18 protein-coding genes are annotated in these 15,203 nt (G+C 59.5%); 3 read left to right on the top strand and 15 right to left on the bottom strand.

The window, feature by feature from the left end; all coding sequences use genetic code 11:
- The first annotated feature begins 19 nt into the window (after positions 1 to 19).
- Both ASD07_RS16485 and ASD07_RS16480 read left to right on the top strand, forming a co-directional pair.
- On the top strand, positions 20 to 1,357 hold the full coding sequence (locus ASD07_RS16485; protein WP_055932578.1) for a hemolysin family protein: 1,338 nt from the start codon (positions 20 to 22) through the stop codon (positions 1,355 to 1,357).
- A gap of 1 nt (position 1,358) precedes the next feature.
- Positions 1,359 to 2,144 (top strand): ABC transporter substrate-binding protein, encoded by a 786-nt coding sequence (locus tag ASD07_RS16480; RefSeq protein ID WP_055932575.1) that lies wholly within the window; start codon positions 1,359 to 1,361, stop codon positions 2,142 to 2,144.
- Here ASD07_RS16480 and ASD07_RS16475 read toward each other — a convergent pair.
- The 9 genes from ASD07_RS16475 to ASD07_RS16440 all read right to left on the bottom strand — a co-directional run bounded on the left by ASD07_RS16475 (position 2,141) and on the right by ASD07_RS16440 (position 10,079).
- Positions 2,141 to 2,692: a heme NO-binding domain-containing protein gene (locus tag ASD07_RS16475; protein ID WP_055932572.1), complete on the bottom strand. Its 552-nt coding sequence runs from the start codon at positions 2,690 to 2,692 to the stop codon at positions 2,141 to 2,143. The genes ASD07_RS16480 and ASD07_RS16475 overlap by 4 nt on opposite strands.
- Positions 2,693 to 2,701: 9 nt before the next feature.
- A complete protein-coding gene (locus tag ASD07_RS16470; protein WP_055932569.1) occupies positions 2,702 to 3,745 on the bottom strand; it encodes an AI-2E family transporter in 1,044 nt (347 codons plus the stop codon).
- Between the two features lie 30 nt (positions 3,746 to 3,775).
- Entirely contained in the window at positions 3,776 to 5,833 is a 2,058-nt protein-coding gene (locus ASD07_RS16465) for a hypothetical protein (RefSeq protein WP_055932566.1), read from the bottom strand.
- Between the two features lie 58 nt (positions 5,834 to 5,891).
- A complete protein-coding gene (locus ASD07_RS30885) occupies positions 5,892 to 6,056 on the bottom strand; it encodes a hypothetical protein (RefSeq protein ID WP_156398038.1) in 165 nt (54 codons plus the stop codon).
- A 99-nt stretch (positions 6,057 to 6,155) separates the two neighbouring features.
- Positions 6,156 to 6,731 (bottom strand): SCO family protein, encoded by a 576-nt coding sequence (locus tag ASD07_RS16460; RefSeq protein ID WP_055932563.1) that lies wholly within the window; start codon positions 6,729 to 6,731, stop codon positions 6,156 to 6,158.
- A 5-nt stretch (positions 6,732 to 6,736) separates the two neighbouring features.
- Positions 6,737 to 7,612, bottom strand: a complete 876-nt coding sequence (gene cyoE, locus ASD07_RS16455) for a heme o synthase (protein WP_055932560.1) — start codon at positions 7,610 to 7,612, stop codon at positions 6,737 to 6,739.
- 2 nt (positions 7,613 to 7,614) lie between these two features.
- Positions 7,615 to 8,754, bottom strand: a complete 1,140-nt coding sequence (locus tag ASD07_RS16450; RefSeq protein ID WP_229207179.1) for a heme A synthase — start codon at positions 8,752 to 8,754, stop codon at positions 7,615 to 7,617.
- Positions 8,755 to 8,764: 10 nt separating this feature from the next.
- Positions 8,765 to 9,316: an SCO family protein gene (locus ASD07_RS16445; RefSeq protein ID WP_229207189.1), complete on the bottom strand. Its 552-nt coding sequence runs from the start codon at positions 9,314 to 9,316 to the stop codon at positions 8,765 to 8,767.
- 37 nt (positions 9,317 to 9,353) lie between these two features.
- Complete coding sequence (locus tag ASD07_RS16440) at positions 9,354 to 10,079, bottom strand: SURF1 family protein (RefSeq protein WP_055932554.1); 726 nt, start codon at positions 10,077 to 10,079, stop codon at positions 9,354 to 9,356.
- Positions 10,080 to 10,113: 34 nt separating this feature from the next.
- On the opposite strand from ASD07_RS16440, the gene ASD07_RS16435 reads away from it, so the two are divergent.
- On the top strand, positions 10,114 to 10,314 hold the full coding sequence (locus tag ASD07_RS16435; protein WP_055932546.1) for a DUF2909 domain-containing protein: 201 nt from the start codon (positions 10,114 to 10,116) through the stop codon (positions 10,312 to 10,314).
- A gap of 99 nt (positions 10,315 to 10,413) precedes the next feature.
- Here ASD07_RS16435 and ASD07_RS16430 read toward each other — a convergent pair whose 3' ends face one another.
- From ASD07_RS16430 to coxB, 6 genes are read right to left on the bottom strand one after another with little or no spacing between them, the layout of a single operon-like run.
- Positions 10,414 to 11,277: a cytochrome c oxidase subunit 3 gene (locus ASD07_RS16430; RefSeq protein ID WP_055932544.1), complete on the bottom strand. Its 864-nt coding sequence runs from the start codon at positions 11,275 to 11,277 to the stop codon at positions 10,414 to 10,416.
- 27 nt (positions 11,278 to 11,304) lie between these two features.
- Complete coding sequence (locus tag ASD07_RS16425; protein ID WP_055932541.1) at positions 11,305 to 11,490, bottom strand: DUF2970 domain-containing protein; 186 nt, start codon at positions 11,488 to 11,490, stop codon at positions 11,305 to 11,307.
- Between the two features lie 9 nt (positions 11,491 to 11,499).
- On the bottom strand, positions 11,500 to 12,048 hold the full coding sequence (locus ASD07_RS16420) for a cytochrome c oxidase assembly protein (RefSeq protein WP_055932538.1): 549 nt from the start codon (positions 12,046 to 12,048) through the stop codon (positions 11,500 to 11,502).
- A 1-nt stretch (position 12,049) separates the two neighbouring features.
- A complete protein-coding gene (locus ASD07_RS31775; protein ID WP_229207178.1) occupies positions 12,050 to 12,166 on the bottom strand; it encodes a cytochrome oxidase small assembly protein in 117 nt (38 codons plus the stop codon).
- 9 nt (positions 12,167 to 12,175) lie between these two features.
- A complete protein-coding gene (gene ctaD / locus ASD07_RS16415; protein ID WP_055932535.1) occupies positions 12,176 to 13,774 on the bottom strand; it encodes a cytochrome c oxidase subunit I in 1,599 nt (532 codons plus the stop codon).
- 13 nt (positions 13,775 to 13,787) lie between these two features.
- Positions 13,788 to 15,014, bottom strand: a complete 1,227-nt coding sequence (gene coxB, locus ASD07_RS16410; protein WP_055932532.1) for a cytochrome c oxidase subunit II — start codon at positions 15,012 to 15,014, stop codon at positions 13,788 to 13,790.
- Positions 15,015 to 15,203 lie beyond the last annotated feature (189 nt).

The raw sequence follows: 15,203 nt of genomic DNA, 5'->3' as shown, positions 1-15,203 counted from the left end.
TCTCCGCCTTAGGGCGCATATGGACAACCTCTTACTAGTAATTTTCGCACTCTTCCTCGTAGCACTGAACGGCTTCTACGTCGCCGCCGAATTCAGCATCGTCACCCTGCGCCGCACCCGCGTGCGTGCCATCGAAAAGACCCAGGGCCTGCGCGGCCGCATCCTCGCCAAGGTCCACGGCCAGCTCGATGCCTACCTGTCCGCCTGCCAATTGGGCATTACGCTCGCCTCGCTCGGCCTGGGCTGGGTCGGTGAACCTGCATTTGCCGGACTGCTGGAACCCCTGCTCAAATTCATCGGCATCACATCGCCGGAAATCGTGCACGGCATTTCCTTCGTGTTCGCCTTCGTCACCATCTCCTTCCTGCACATCGTGGTGGGCGAACTGGCGCCTAAATCGCTGGCTATCCGCCTTCCGGAAGCGGTCGCGCTGTGGAGCGCCATCCCGCTGTACGCCTTCTACTGGGCCATGTACCCTGCCATCTGGCTGCTGAACCAGAGCGCCAACGCAGTGCTGCGCCTGGCCGGACTGGGCAACGCCGGCGGCCACGAGTCGCACTACTCGACTGATGAACTGAAGCTGATCCTGCGCACCAGCCAACCCGGCGAATCCTTCAACAAGGACGAGCGCAACATCCTGGCCAACTCGCTGGACTTCTCGCAACTGCGCGTAGCCGACCTGATGCGCCCCATCAACGAAGTGATCGCACTGCACGCCGACCGCTCGATGGATGAGAACCTGGACACCGTGGTACGCAATCGCTTCAGCCGCTATCCCTACTTCGATGAAGAAGGCGACAGCGTGCTGGGCGTGGTGCACTTGAAAGACCTGTTCTTTGCCCTGCAATCGCGCAAGGAACTGAAAAACCTGTCGGGCTTCCTGCGTCCGGTCGAGACCATCTCGGCCCGCACGCCGGCCCTGGAACTGTTCCGCCGCTTCAAGGACGGCGCGCCGCACTTTGCCCTGATCGGCGAAAAAGGCAAGCGCCCGGTGGGCTTCCTCACGCTGGACAACCTGCTGGGCGCCATGGTCGGCGAGATTCACGATGAATTCCGCCTCAACGAGAACGACTGGCTGCGGCAGACCGATGGTTCGCTGATCGGCAAGGCCAGCCTGCCGATCTTCTCGCTGGAACGCATCCTCGGCGTCGATATCGAGAATGAAGAGATGGGCCTGGGCGAAGTGGAATCGGTCGGTGGCCTGATCATGCTGAAGCTCGGCGACATCCCGAAACAGGGCCAGCGGGTGGAATTCGACGCTTTCGACCTGGTCGTGAAAAAGATGAATGGCCCGCGTATACTGTTGGTAAAGGTAATCCCGCGTAACCTGCCGCCGGATTCCGACGAACAGGATTGATATGCTACTGCGCAGTATCCTGATTGCCGCTGCGGCCTGCCTTGCCGGCAGCGCCGAAGCGGCTTCCTGCGGCCCGTACACGGTCGCCATGTACGAACACGGCACCCTGTACTACCGCAGCGGCGAGCAATGGGCCGGCATCGACAAGGACATCGTCGAAGAGCTGGCACGCCGCACCGGCTGCGAACTGCGCATGACGCGCGACTCGCGCATCCGTATCTGGACCATGCTGAAGGAAGGCACCCTGGACATGACCATGTCCGGCATTTCCACGCCCGAGCGCGAAGGCTTTGCGCGCTTTACACCCTACCTTCAGTCGCGCAACATGCTACTGCTGCGCAACGAGGCGGCACGGCACGCCGCCACGCTGGAACAATTCGCGGCGCGGCCGGAACTGAAAGTCGCCGTCATCAAAGGCTTCAAGCATGGCACCACCTACGATGCCTGGCTTGAGCGCCTGCGCAAGCAGGGCCGCGTGTATGACACTCCCGACTACGCTACGCTGCTGCGGCTGTTCCAGTATGGCCGCGTGCAGGCAATCCTCCAGTTAAGCAGCAATATCGACGCCCTGTACCGCGACGACCAGTTGCGCAGCCAATTCCGCGTGCTGGACCTGGTTCCGCGCGAAAACGTACAGGGCTCGCTGGTGATCTCCCGCCTGGTCGCCGACACGTCGGCCAGCAGGCTCGAACAGGCCCTGCGCGCCATGCGCGAAGACGGCACCGTCAAGTCCATCATGGAACGGCATACCAGTCCCGAACGGGCGCTGGCCATGGTGGTGCGCTAAGCTGCCTGCCTGACCAGTTCGAAGCGCGCGCGATGCAGCAGGCCTTCCTTGGGCAGGTCGGTACGCGTGACCGTGATGTTTTCACCGAAGTGCTTGATGCAGCCTACAATCAGGCCTTCCGCCAGGTCGCCAAATCCGCGCGGGGAACTGTAATGCATCACCAGCCTGTCCGCCGAAGGACGCTCGCAAGGCAGCGACGGCAATTCGGCGTCCGGATACAGCTTGCGCACTTCTACGTGGATCACATCGTCGATGCGTGACAGGAAATCGAAGGCGCTGCGGGTATCGGCAAACAGCGCCTGGTAGCTGACGCTGAAGCGCTGGAACAGGTGCTCGCCGAACATATGGATCAACTGCGGCACGCCGATGCCGCTGGCATTGGACAGCGCCTGCACCAGCCGCACCAGCTCTGCATGATCGTAGGTGCCCACCGAAGTGTAGGCGCCATCGTTGGCAAGCCCGGCCTCGGTGATGATCCGGTCCAGCATCTCCAGGCCCATGCGGCCTTCAACCAACTCCATGAACTCGGTGAACACGATGCCCTTCATGGTGCCCTCCTAAACGACTGGTTTGACCTTGCTCCAGTTCCTGAGCAGTCCAAGCGCCACCGCCAGCAGGGTCGGGCCGATGAACAGGCCGACGAAGCCGAAGGCCAGCACGCCGCCCATCACGCCAAGCAGCACCAGCGCAAAAGGCAGGCTGGAACCGCGCGAGATCAGGATCGGCTTGACCACGTTATCCACGCCGCTGATAACGACCGTGCCGTAGACCAGCATGAAGATGCCCCAGCCGGTCATCCCTTGCGAGAACAGCCAGATCGAGGCGCCGCCCCAGATCAGCGGCGGCCCCACCGGCACCAGCGAGAAAATGAAGGTTGCCACGGACAGCAGGGCGACCGCGGGCACGCCCGCGATCAGGAAGCCCACCGCAGCCACCGCCGCTTGCGCCAGGGCCGTGCCCAGCATGCCGTACATCACTCCGGTAACGGTGCGGCTGACAGTTTCCGCCACTTCGACCGCATGCTCGCCCATGATCTTGTCCATGCCCACTTCCAGGGCAGCCACGATGTTATGGCCGTCGCGGTAAAGGAAGAAGGAAACAAAGGCGGCCAGGCTGACCTGCGCCACGCCGGCGCCGAGCACGATGCCGCTGTTGAGCAGGATATTACGGGCCGGTTCCACATACTTCTTGGCGACCGCCAGCAGCTCTTCCTTGCTGCTCATGATCTGCCGCAGGTAGGAATCGGCCACCTCCCCCACCATCGGCAACTGGCGCAGCCAGGCTGGCGGTTCAAAGCCGCCGGCATCGAGCGCCTGGCGCGCGCCACGATAGAAGTGGGTCACGCTGTCGGCGATATTCCAGGTCACCAGCGTCAGCGGCAAGACGATGATCAACACCAGCGACACCGTCATCACGGCCGCGGCAAGGGTGCGGCGGCCTTTCAGGCGCGCCAGCAGGCGTTGGTACAGGGGCCAGGAGGAAATGGCGATGGCGGCGGCAAACAGGATGCCGGCCAGGAAGGGGCGCAGGACGTAAAGGCAGCCAATGACGAGGAAGACAATGGCTGCCAGGCGGCTATAGGGCTGAAATCGTTGTTCCATGCCTTAGCTTATCAGGAAATGCGAATTGTCTTACTTGACATAGGATGTGATCTGGTCTCGTGATCGGTAAAAAATCATTTGGAATTTTTCCAACGCATTAGCCAATAGCTGTTGACTGTTTGGGTAATCCCTACTGTATCGCCCCGAGCTAGAGTTAATTCGCCACCCTTCTTCGGTCCTCCACAACTCACCTGCGATTCGAGCCGGCTTAAAAGCGGTCAGACTAGGATGACCAACTCCCTCCAGATCAAGACCGACCAGTAGACAACCGTCATGTGCTATAGCCCAAATCAGGTGGGTCTTAGGATCATTCTTGTCGAGCATATGCTCAAGTTCGGCCTCGATAGTATCGTGACATACGCCATAGTATTTTTTTGAGTTAGCGTTCTTTGCGACCTCGCCACCTTTAACTTCTTGCTCCTTAAGGTAGGCCGGCGCTCGCAACCCGCCGAACGTCTCCGTCAGATAATTGGGATAATCCTCTTCAGGCTCCTTTAATTGCCGCAACAAGGCAGTACAAAAATTGTCGACCTCCAACGAGTCGATCGCAAGCTTCGAGATCTGACGCAGTTGCATCATCAATAACTGAGCGTTTGCGATATTTAGCTCGAGAATAGCGGAAATACCCTTTCCTTGAGGGATGTCAGTCGCATCGAAGAAAATTCGAAGGGCTGGCTCACTGTTGACTTTGAACTCCGCTTGCCAATGGAATCGCGCATAGCTACCTGTCAGAAATGAGACCTTTTGCTGCTCCAATTTCTGCACATTCTGCTTATCCCTCTCCATGCCATGGTGGGCGAAATCGTAGCAAATTATTTCCTGACGAATCTCCGAGATCTCTCGCAACTGCAACGAATAGTGAACAGAAGGCATCACGCCTGCATCGGACTTCGACTCTGCAATGGTTCCGACCCACGTTTCATACTCTTGCTGAATGAATTGACATGTTGCTTGCGCAAATTCATAGGGTAGCCTGACTTTTCGGTTGGTCGGAATTGTCAAACTGGTAGGCACAAGCACCTCGTGAGCCTGTTGCCAGTTAGCGGAGTCATCCTTGCTTTGCAGTTCTAGTCCCCACTCTGGCCTAATTCGCTCCGATCCATGATAGTCAGTGATTTTCACAAACGTTGCGCGGGCAAATGGTCCAAGCCGGTCATCATGTATGTAGAGAGCTGGCTCCTTTTCACCGTGCTCAAGTCTATATCCAACTACGGTTACTGCGTGGCCGGCGAGTTTTTGAATCGCCCTATCGTTGGTAACGCGGTAAGCATCGGCGCCAAGGATCATCGGGAGTCCACTGTCTACATGAAATTTGACGCACTCTACAAAGCGCTGCTGGCTAACATTCTCAAGCTTAAGGAGGTGGTTTCTCAATCGTTCGACATCAAGCGCACGCAAAATCTGCTTATTAGAGAGCTCCTTGCTTGGAAAGTGATTGCTCGACCCGTCGATATGGTTGATAGCATTGATCGTAATTTCGCTGCATGCTGGAATGTCACGGACATTGCGAGACTTCATTGCATGCAATGCAGCCCATATAGCCGTGGTTGCACATGCAGAAACCTCTTTGTCCTGCTCTTGAAATGCTACAGAGTCCACGTGAAGCTTTATGCCAAACAGATCGACATCATAACGTCGAGAGATACATTTCTTGTTCAACGAACCTGTCATCGAGTCGTACCGCTTCAAGCAAGTCTTTCCGATAAAGGTTTTGGGAAGTGGCTTAACGACGATGAAGCCCAGATAGCTTGCTTGGAGATGCGAACGCGGATTATCAGCGTTACCGTAGTGAAGTGCCTTTTCAATTGTGCTGTGCATTACTTCTGTCGAAAAGAAGTGCAGCCTGGCACACTTGTTTCCAGCACTACTGAATCGCTTCACATAGTAAAGCGAATAGTCTTCCAGAAAATCTTTATCAACATAGTCGAACTCCAACAAGATCGACTTTGCGCCCAGATCTTTCAGATATCGAAATAAGTAATCGACTTGTTTCTTACTGAAGATGTCAGGAAAGTCGGATCCGAAGCTCTCCTTTACCAGGTTGCTTAACGTTGACTTCGCGAATTGACTTACGAGATATGGAATCATCGATTTGGAAAAAAAAATAGCAGCCCATGGGCTGCTATTGGTGATCTTATAGGTTGGATTACAGGCTATACGTCCGCGCCAATGTATCCTTGTCCGGCGCACTTTCACGCACAAGAGCCTCAAACTCTTCCCCTGCAACCTTCATACGCTGCTGAAACGCTGCAATCTGCTCATCGTCTACGGCCCGTGCCTGCACTTCAGCGAGAAGTTCTGCGACAGTCATAGATAGCTCCAAAAATTGAAAAATAGGTAGACAACCCGCGATTATACGCTGTTTTCTCTCCTCTTACAATTTTCGTCATTTTTAGGCAACAAAACAGCATTAATCGAGCAGAAGCTTCAGGTCGTGCACGATAGGCGCCGGTCCGCCGCCGTGGCGCAGGAACAGGCGCAGCTTGCCGCCCTTGTCGAACACATAGCTGCCGGCGGTGTGGTCAATGGTGTAGCTGCCAGGAGTCTTGCCCGGCACCTTCTGGTAGAACACCTTGAACTCTTTCGCCGTATCGGCAACCTGCTGCGGCGTGCCGTACAGGCCCACGAAGCGCGAGTCGAAGCCCGGCACGTATTGCGACAGCAGTTCCTTGGTATCGCGCTCAGGATCGAGGGTGGCGAACAGCACCTGCACCTTGTCGGCGTCCGGGCCCAGCTCCTTCATCACGGCCGACATTTCAGCCATGGTGGTCGGGCACACGTCCGGGCAATGGGTGAAGCCGAAGAACAGCACCACTACCTTGCCTTTGTAGGATTCCAGCGTCACCGGCTTGCCGGTATGGTCGTTCAGTGAAAAGCCCTTGCCGTAATCGAGGCCGGTCAGGTCGGTGTTTTCAAACTTGAGCTGCTTCTCGCCGCAGGCCACCAGCGCGAGCAGCATGAACAGCGCCGCAAACAGTTTTTTCATCGTATTCAGAACTTGAAGTAGTGGTCGACCAGCAGCGCCGCGAACAGCAGCGACAGGTAGATGATGGACCAGGTGAATGCCTTGCGCGCCACGATATCGCTGTAATGCTTGTAGATGCGCCAGCCGTAGGACAAGAATACCGCGTTCAGGGCAATCGCGCTGAACAGGTAAATCAGGCCGCTCATCTTCACGGCGAACGGCAGCAGCGTGGTGGCGGCCAGGATGATCGAGTACAGCCAGACGTGGAAGGCGGTAAAGCCCATGCCGTGGGTGACCGGCAGCATCGGCAGGCCGGAACGCTCGTAGTCGGCCTTGCGGTACATCGCCAGCGCCCAGAAGTGCGGCGGGGTCCAGACGAAGATGATCAGCACCAGCAGCCAGGCTTGCATCGGCACGTCGTTGGCGATGGCGGCCCAGCCCAGTGCCGGCGGCATGGCGCCGGACAGGCCTCCGATCACGATGTTCTGCGGCGTAGCCGGCTTCAGGATCATGGTGTAGATCACGGCGTAGCCGACGAAGGTGACAAAGGTCAGCCACATGGTCAGCGGGTTGACCAGCTGGTGCAGGATCCACATGCCGGCGCCGCCGATCACTGCGGCAAACACCACGGTCTGGGGCACGGTGATCTCGCCCATCGCCATCGGGCGGCGCGCGGTACGCGCCATGCGCGCATCGATTTCGCGCTCGGCCAGGCAGTTGACGGCAAACGCCGCGCCGGACAGCAGCCAGATGCCGGCAGTGGCCGCGATCACCACGTGCCAGTCAGGCATGCCGTCGCTCGCCAGGAACATGCCGATGACGGCGCAAAACACGGCGAGCTGCGTCACGCGCGGCTTGGTCAGGGCCCAGTACTGGGCCATGCGGGAGGTGGAGGATTTCATTGTTATTGGTAGGCGGGGGCAGCCAGGTACTTAGCCCTGTAGTTTATCATGGTCAGCAACAGCACCAGGGCCGCCGCCCCCGCGTTATGGACCACGGCAATGGCCAGCGGGAAGTTGAAATAAATGGTTGCCACGCCGGTAAATGCCTGCAATGCCAGCAGCGCCGCCATCCAGCGCGCATGCTTGCCCAGGCCGTTGACGCGCCAGGCCTGCCAGGCGGTTGCGCCCAGCACCAGCACCACCAGGGCGGCGAAATTGCGGTGCACCCAATGGATCGCCGTCAGCGCCTCAAATGGCAGGTAGTGGCCGGCGGCGGTCTTGCCCAGCTCGCGCCAGAGGTGGAAACCATGCTCGAAGTCCATCGGCGGCACCCAGGCGCCGGCGCAGGTCGGGAATTCGGTGCAGGCCAGCGTCGCATAGTTCGAGCTGACCCAGGCACCCAACGCCAGTTGCGCCAGCAGCACCACGCCCGACAGCGCCGCCAGCAGGCGGATGCGTCCCAGGCGCGCCATCTGCGAGCCGGCAGCGCGCGCCAGCGGCGAGTGCAGCTGGTCTTCCCGTCCGCCGAACCAGGCCAGCAACGCCAGCAGGGACATGCCCAGCACCAGGTGGCCGGTAACGAAGATCGGCTGCAGCTTCTGCGTCACGGTCCAGGCGCCGAACGCGCCCTGCAGCAGGATGAAGAAGAACAGGAAAGTCGGGAAGCCCGGCGGAATACGGCGCGCCATGCCGGCACCGGCTCCGGCGCGGCCGCGGCCGGTCGAACGCCACCACGCCACGCCCATCATGGCCACGATCAGCACGCCGATGCCCATGGCCAGGTAGCGGTGGATCATCTCGATCCAGGCCTTCATCATGGTGACCGGACCGGTCGGCATCAGCGATTCGGCGGCGCGGATCTGTTCGTGCGCGACGAAGGGATTGGCTGCGCCGTAGCAGCCCGGCCAATCCGGGCAACCCAGGCCAGAATCGGTCAGGCGCGTGAAGGCGCCGAACACGATCAGGTCGAAAGTCAAAAAGACCGCGATCCAGACCAGCTTGCGGTACTTGTTGGTGTCCCTGGAAATCCAGACGGCGGACAGCGGCAGCGACGCCACCAGCAGCGCCGTAATCGCCATATGGGCAAAGGAATTATGGTCCATTGCGCCCGCCTTAACCGATGGCCGAAGCCTTGAGCACCTTGCCCAGGTCCTTCTTCACCTTGGCCGGGTCAGCGTCTTTCGGGAAGCGCATCATCAGGTGCCCCAGCGGATCGATCAGGTAGATATGCTCTTCCACCTTGCCGCCCTTCTCCAGTGGCAGCCACTTGCCCACCACATCGGCCGGCGCACGCAGGAAACGGGTGCCGTCGTTGACGCGCAGCATGAAGGTCTCCAGCGGCTCCTGGTCGGTGATCAGCCACACGCGCTCGATGCGGTCGGCTTCCTTGCCCTGCATGGTGCGCAGCTGGCGCATCATGAACAGCATGTCCTGGCATTTCTGGTCGCAGGCCGAGCCGCCCACTTTGACCATCAGCCACTTGCCCTTGAAGTCGTCCAGCGTTTGCGGCTTGCCGTCGACGGTGGTGCTGGACATGGCAGGGATCGGGTGCATGCGCGGGTCGAGCAGGTCGCCGTAGTTGGTGCGGCCCTCCGGCTTGATGACGAAATACGTGATGTAGGAGGCAATGATCGGTGCGGCGCACACCAGCAGCACCGCGAACATGCTCCAGCGGCCACGGCGGCGCTGGTTCTCGTCTTGTTTAGCGTTTTCCACTTTTTCTCAATCCGGTGAATACAAAGAAAAGTACTGCCATTGCCGCCAGTGCGTACCACTGGAAGGCGTAACCTTTATGCTTGTCGGCGCCCATCGCGGGTGCCGGCCAGTCGCGCTGCAGCGCTTCGCCGGTGGCGGCCGCGCCATCCGGCGTCGTCTGCTCGACCACCAGCGGCTGGAACTTCCAGCCGGTCGCCGCAGCCATGGCCGCCGCATCGGCATTCTGCACGATGGCGCCCGGTGCCAGCTTGGGCGCCTCGCCCAGCTGCATCACATGGCCCGGCGCCAGGCGCGCGATGCCCTCGACCGCCACCGGTCCGGCCGGCGTGGCATAGGATGGCAATTTGCTGCGCTCGGCCATATCGCGCGGCAGCCAGCCGCGCGCCACCAGCACGTGCATGTCGCTGCCGGCCAGGCGCAAAGGCATCAGGAGGTAGAAGCCGGGTTTTCCCGCGCGGGGACGGTTGTCGAGGTAGACCGGCCAGTTGCCGACCCACTCCCCCCGCAGCCGCACGCGGCGGAATTCCACCTCAGCCGCCACCACCGGCGCGGCACCCAGCGCCAGCGGAGCGGCGGCATTGCCGGCCGCCAGGCGCGCTTCAAGCGCCAGCTTCTGGGCGGCACGGCCATCCTGCCAGCGGCCGGCGCCAACGCCGATCGCCACCAGCACCATGGTGGCCAGGAAGGGGATCAGCCGGAAGCGGAATGCCATACAATAAGTGTTCCCAAGATACCGTCCAATTACCATGAAATACTTCGTCGCCGCAGCCTTCGTGCTGATCATCGGCAGCCTGGCTTCAGCCTTTATCAGCATGATGCGCAGCAAGTCCGCCAACCCGAAAATGGTGCGTGCTTTTGCGCTGCGCGTCGGCTTTTCGATCGCGCTGTTCGTCACCATCCTGGTGCTGGCAAAGCTCGGCTACATCAAGCCAACCGGCATCAGGTAAGCCACCTCAAATGCAAAAAAGCCACATCGGCACAGAGCGCGACCTGGGGCGCGTTCTGGCCGATGCGGCTTTTTCTTGCGGGTAAATTATACCCGCGTCTTACATCCAGTACACGACGACGTACAGGCCCAGCCAGACAACGTCAACAAAGTGCCAGTACCATGCCGCCCCTTCGAAGGCGAAATGGTGTTCGGCGCTCATGTCGCCGCGGATCAGGCGGTACAGCACGACGGACAGCATGATCGCGCCCATGGTCACGTGGAAACCGTGGAAGCCGGTCAGCATGAAGAAGGTGGAGCCGTAGATGCCCGAGGTCAGCTTCAGGTTCAGTTCGCTGTAAGCGTGCATGTATTCATAAGCCTGGAAGCCCATGAAGGTTGCACCCAGCAGCACGGTAGCAGCCAGCCAGAAGATCGCCTTGGAGCGGTTGGCAGCTTGCAGCGCGTGGTGGGAGATGGTCAGGGTCATGCCCGAAGCCAGCAGCAGCGCGGTATTGATGGTCGGGATCGGGAACGGGCCCATTGGGGTGTAGCTGTCCACGGTGCCGGCAGGACCGACGTTGCCGTTCCAGGCGGCAGCGAAATCGGGCCAGATGATCTTGTGGTCCAGGTCGCCCAGCCAAGGCATGGTGATCTGGCGTGCATAGTACAGCGCACCGAAGAAGGCACCGAAGAACATCACTTCGGAGAAGATGAACCAGCCCATCGACCAGCGATAGGACAGGTCGATGCGCTTGGAGTACAGGCCTTTTTCGGACTCGGAGATCGCGTCGCCGAACCAGAAGTACAGCACGGCCAGGGTCATGGCGATACCGATGTTATTGACGATCATGCCCCAGGGAGCATCATTGACCCAGGCCGATGCGCCGATCATGGTCACCAGCAGGGAAATACCTGCCAGCATCGGCCATTTGGAAGGACCAGGCACGAAGTAGTACGGTGCCGCGGCGTTATTAGAGCTCATCTTGTTCTCCCTAAAATCCTGTAATAGTTACTTTGAAACCACGAGTTTTACGATCGAAACCAGCAAGCCGATGAACAGGGCCGCGCCCAGCAGTCCGGCGACAATGATGTGGACCGGCTTGATCTTCTCCTGGTCCTGCTCAAAATCGCTTTTGCGGCGCAGGCCGAAGAACGACCAGATCACTGCTTTCATCGAATACAAAAACGATCCCATCTGCCTTCCTTAGTTGGCCGCTGTCTGGTTGCCCAGGCCGCCCGCCTCGATAAAGGTGTACGACAGGGTGACGGTCTTCACGCTCTTCGGCACCGCCGGATCGATGAAGAACACCACGGGCATTTGCCGCGCCTCGTTCGGCTTCAGCGTCTGCTCCTTGAAGCAGAAGCATTCCACCTTCTTGAAATGCGGCGTTACTTCCATCGGCGTGTAGCTCGGGACGGCTTGCGCCTTGACCGCGCGGGCCACGCTGTTGACTACCTCGTACACCACCGTCGTCATTTCTCCAGGGTGCACAGTCACACTATTCCGGGTGGCGCGGAAACGCAAGGTGCCCTGCACATTGCTGACCAGCTCCACCGTGATTTCACGGCTCATGTCGACCTGGCTGTTCTTGGCAACTTCCTGCGGCTTGCCATCGATCAGGTTCAGGCCAAGCACCTCGCACAGGTGCTTGTATACCGGAATCAGCGCGTAGCCAAAGCCGAACATCATGACGGCGATGACTACCAGCTTGCCGAGCAGCTTCCTGTTGCTGCCGCTGTCCTCGCTGCTCATTTCAGTGGTGCCCCAGCATCCATTGCTTGCCGATGACGGAAACAAAGAACACTACGGCGACCGACAGCAAGATCAGGGCCAGTCGCAGGTTGCCATTCGGCTTCTTCGGGTCGGACATGGTGCTTGCTTACTTGACAGTCGGTGGCGTTTCGAAGGTGTGGAACGGCGCCGGCGACGGCACGGTCCACTCCAGGCCTTCAGCGCCATCCCATGGCTTCGCTTCCGCCTGCTTGCCGCCACGGATGGTTGGCAGTACCACGCAGAACAGGAAGAACACCTGGCTCAGGCCGAAACCGAAGGCACCGATCGACGCGATCGAATTGAAGTCGGTGAACTGCGCCTGGTAGTCGGCGTAACGACGCGGCATACCGGCCAGGCCCAGGAAGTGCATTGGGAAGAAGGTCACGTTGAAGGTGATCAGCGACAGCCAGAAGTGGGCCTTGCCCATCGTCTCGTTGTACATGTGGCCGGTCCACTTCGGAACCCAGTAGTAGAAGCCTGCGAACAGCGCGAACAGCGAACCTGCCACCAGCACGTAGTGGAAGTGCGCCACCACGTAGTAGGTATCCTGCAGCTGGATGTCGACCGGGGTCACGGCCAGCATCAGGCCGGTGAAGCCGCCCATGGTGAACACGAAGATGAAGCCGACCGAGAACAGCATCGGGGTTTCAAAGGTCATCGAGCCTTTCCACATGGTCGCGATCCAGTTGAAGACCTTCACGCCGGTCGGCACGGAGATCAGCATGGTGGCGTACATGAAGAACAGCTGCGAGGTCACCGGCATGCCGGTGGTGAACATGTGGTGGGCCCAGACGATGAACGACAGGATCGCGATGGACGCGGTGGCGTACACCATCGAAGCGTAGCCGAACAGCTGCTTGCGGGCGAAGGCCGGGATGATCTGCGACACGATGCCGAAGGCCGGCAGGATCATGATGTACACCTCCGGGTGGCCGAAGAACCAGAAGATGTGCTGGTACATGACCGGGTCACCGCCGCCGGCGGCGTTGAAGAAGGAGGTGCCGAAGTGACGGTCGGTCAGGGTCATGGTGATGGCGCCTGCCAGGACCGGCATCACGGCGATCAGCAGGTAGGCGGTGATCAGCCAGGTCCAGCAGAACATCGGCATCTTCATCAGGGTCATGCCGGGAGCGCGCATGTTCAGGATGGTGACGATGATGTTGATGGAACCCATGATCGACGACGCGCCCATGATGTGCATGGCGAAGATACCCATGTCCATGCCGATGCCCATCTGGGTCGACAGCGGAGCGTACAGGGTCCAGCCGGCAGCGGTCGCGCCGCCAGGCACGAAGAACGAGCCGGCCAGCAGGATCGCGGCAGGCGGCAGCAGCCAGAACGAGAAGTTGTTCATGCGCGCGAACGCCATGTCGGATGCGCCGATCTGCAGCGGGATCATCCAGTTGGCGAAGCCGACGAAGGCCGGCATGATGGCGCCGAACACCATCACCAGGCCGTGCATGGTGGTCAGCTGGTTGAAGAACTCAGGCTGGAAGAACTGCAGGCCCGGTTTGAACAGTTCGGTACGGATCATCAGTGCCAGCACGCCGCCGGACAGCAGCATGATGAACGAGAACCACATGTACAGGGTACCGATGTCCTTGTGGTTGGTCGCGAACAGCCAACGGCTCAGGCCGTGTGGGTGATCGTGTGCGTGATCGTGGTCGCCGTGGGCGTGATCGTGTGCGTGATCGATAGTGCTCATGTAATGCTCCTAATTACTTGGCGCGAGCAGCCACAACTTCGGCTGGCTGGACGATGTTTTCCGCTGGCTTGTTCGACCAGTTGTTGCGGGTGTAAGTGATCACAGCCGCGATATCGGTGTCCGACAGTTGCTTCCATGCCGGCATTTCGGATGGGAACTTGCCGGATTTCTGGCCGTGCAGCAGGACCTTGACCTGATCTGCTTTCGGGCCGTTCACCACAGCGGAGCCGTCCAGGGCCGCGAAGGCGCCAGGTACGCCCTTGCCGGTTGCCTGGTGGCAGACTGCGCAATTAGCGGTGTAGACTTTTTCGCCCTTGGTCTTCAGTTCGTCGATGGTCCAGGTCTTGTTCGGATCATCTGCCAGGGCAGCCATTTCCTTCTTCTTGCCGTTGACCCAGGCGCTGTACTCTTCGGCGGTCACGACTTTGACTACGATAGGCATGAAAGCATGCTCTTTACCGCACAGCTCGGCGCAGTTGCCGCGGAAGGTGCCGGTGTATTCGGACTTGAACCAGGTGTCGCGTACGAAGCCGGGAATGGCATCCTGCTTGACGCCGAAGGCTGGAATCATCCAGGCGTGGATCACGTCGTTGGCAGTGGTGACGATACGGATCTTTTTGCCAACTGGCACGACCACTTCGTTGTCCACTTCCATCAGGTAGTTTTCGTTGCGCTTACCGGTGAATTGTTCGCCCGGATTGCCCACTTGGGTGCGCGGAGTCGACAGGTTGGAGACGAAGGAGATGCCTTCGCCTTCGCCCTTCAGGTAGTCATAGCCCCATTTCCACTGCATGCCGGTGGCTTTGATGGTGATGTCGGCGTTGGAGGTGTCTTTCATCGCCACCACGGTCTTGGTTGCTGGCAGTGCCATGCCGATCACGATCAGGAAAGGAACGACGGTCCAGGCGATTTCCACAGCGGTGGATTCGTGGAAGGTGGCAGCTTTGTGGCCGAGCGACTTGCGGTGTTTGAAGATCGAGTAGAACATCACGCCGAACACGGCGACGAAGATCACCATAATGATCCACATCATCATGGTGTGCAGGTCGTAGATGTCGGCAGCGATCTTTGTTGCAGGAGCCTGCAGGTTCAACTGATTGGCCATCGGACCGCCGGTGCCACCAGTCTTTGCCGTGTAGTCGCCGGCCGCTGTCGCCGCAGGCTCAGCCCACGCCGGCATTGCAGCGGCGGTAACGGCCAAGCCGAGCATCAACGATTGAAGTCGCTTCGCAAGTTTCATGTTTTCCCCAACCACCCAAAAATAAAGAAGATTTTTGAGCGCCAGGCCCGCCTAACCGCGGACCTGCCGCACGCTAAACACCTAAAGGCTCCGAGCCAAGCCAGCGCGAAAAATTTCGCGACCGGACTGTGCTGGAACCTTGAAAAACACTCCCGATGACCACACATCACCAGTAGCTTTGTTGCCATG

The sequence above is a fragment of the Duganella sp. Root336D2 genome, assembly GCF_001425005.1.
GTDB lineage: Bacteria > Pseudomonadota > Gammaproteobacteria > Burkholderiales > Burkholderiaceae_D > Rugamonas.
Note: the sequence above shows the minus strand (reverse complement) of the source record. Positions and strands in the feature narration are given on the sequence as shown.

Excerpts from the sequence above, each read along its gene's own strand:
- ASD07_RS16485 (WP_055932578.1), top strand. The coding sequence starts at position 20 with ATGGACAACCTCTTACTAGTAATTTTCGCACTCTTCCTCGTAGCACTG.
- ASD07_RS16480 (WP_055932575.1), top strand. The coding sequence starts at position 1,359 with ATGCTACTGCGCAGTATCCTGATTGCCGCTGCGGCCTGCCTTGCCGGC.
- ASD07_RS16475 (WP_055932572.1), bottom strand. The coding sequence starts at position 2,692 with ATGAAGGGCATCGTGTTCACCGAGTTCATGGAGTTGGTTGAAGGCCGC.
- ASD07_RS16470 (WP_055932569.1), bottom strand. The coding sequence starts at position 3,745 with ATGGAACAACGATTTCAGCCCTATAGCCGCCTGGCAGCCATTGTCTTC.
- ASD07_RS16465 (WP_055932566.1), bottom strand. The coding sequence starts at position 5,833 with ATGATTCCATATCTCGTAAGTCAATTCGCGAAGTCAACGTTAAGCAAC.
- ASD07_RS30885 (WP_156398038.1), bottom strand. The coding sequence starts at position 6,056 with ATGACTGTCGCAGAACTTCTCGCTGAAGTGCAGGCACGGGCCGTAGAC.
- ASD07_RS16460 (WP_055932563.1), bottom strand. The coding sequence starts at position 6,731 with ATGAAAAAACTGTTTGCGGCGCTGTTCATGCTGCTCGCGCTGGTGGCC.
- cyoE (WP_055932560.1), bottom strand. The coding sequence starts at position 7,612 with ATGAAATCCTCCACCTCCCGCATGGCCCAGTACTGGGCCCTGACCAAG.
- ASD07_RS16450 (WP_229207179.1), bottom strand. The coding sequence starts at position 8,754 with ATGGACCATAATTCCTTTGCCCATATGGCGATTACGGCGCTGCTGGTG.
- ASD07_RS16445 (WP_229207189.1), bottom strand. The coding sequence starts at position 9,316 with ATGTTCGCGGTGCTGCTGGTGTGCGCCGCACCGATCATTGCCTCCTAC.
- ASD07_RS16440 (WP_055932554.1), bottom strand. The coding sequence starts at position 10,079 with ATGGCATTCCGCTTCCGGCTGATCCCCTTCCTGGCCACCATGGTGCTG.
- ASD07_RS16435 (WP_055932546.1), top strand. The coding sequence starts at position 10,114 with ATGAAATACTTCGTCGCCGCAGCCTTCGTGCTGATCATCGGCAGCCTG.
- ASD07_RS16430 (WP_055932544.1), bottom strand. The coding sequence starts at position 11,277 with ATGAGCTCTAATAACGCCGCGGCACCGTACTACTTCGTGCCTGGTCCT.
- ASD07_RS16425 (WP_055932541.1), bottom strand. The coding sequence starts at position 11,490 with ATGGGATCGTTTTTGTATTCGATGAAAGCAGTGATCTGGTCGTTCTTC.
- ASD07_RS16420 (WP_055932538.1), bottom strand. The coding sequence starts at position 12,048 with ATGAGCAGCGAGGACAGCGGCAGCAACAGGAAGCTGCTCGGCAAGCTG.
- ASD07_RS31775 (WP_229207178.1), bottom strand. The coding sequence starts at position 12,166 with ATGTCCGACCCGAAGAAGCCGAATGGCAACCTGCGACTGGCCCTGATC.
- ctaD (WP_055932535.1), bottom strand. The coding sequence starts at position 13,774 with ATGAGCACTATCGATCACGCACACGATCACGCCCACGGCGACCACGAT.
- coxB (WP_055932532.1), bottom strand. The coding sequence starts at position 15,014 with ATGAAACTTGCGAAGCGACTTCAATCGTTGATGCTCGGCTTGGCCGTT.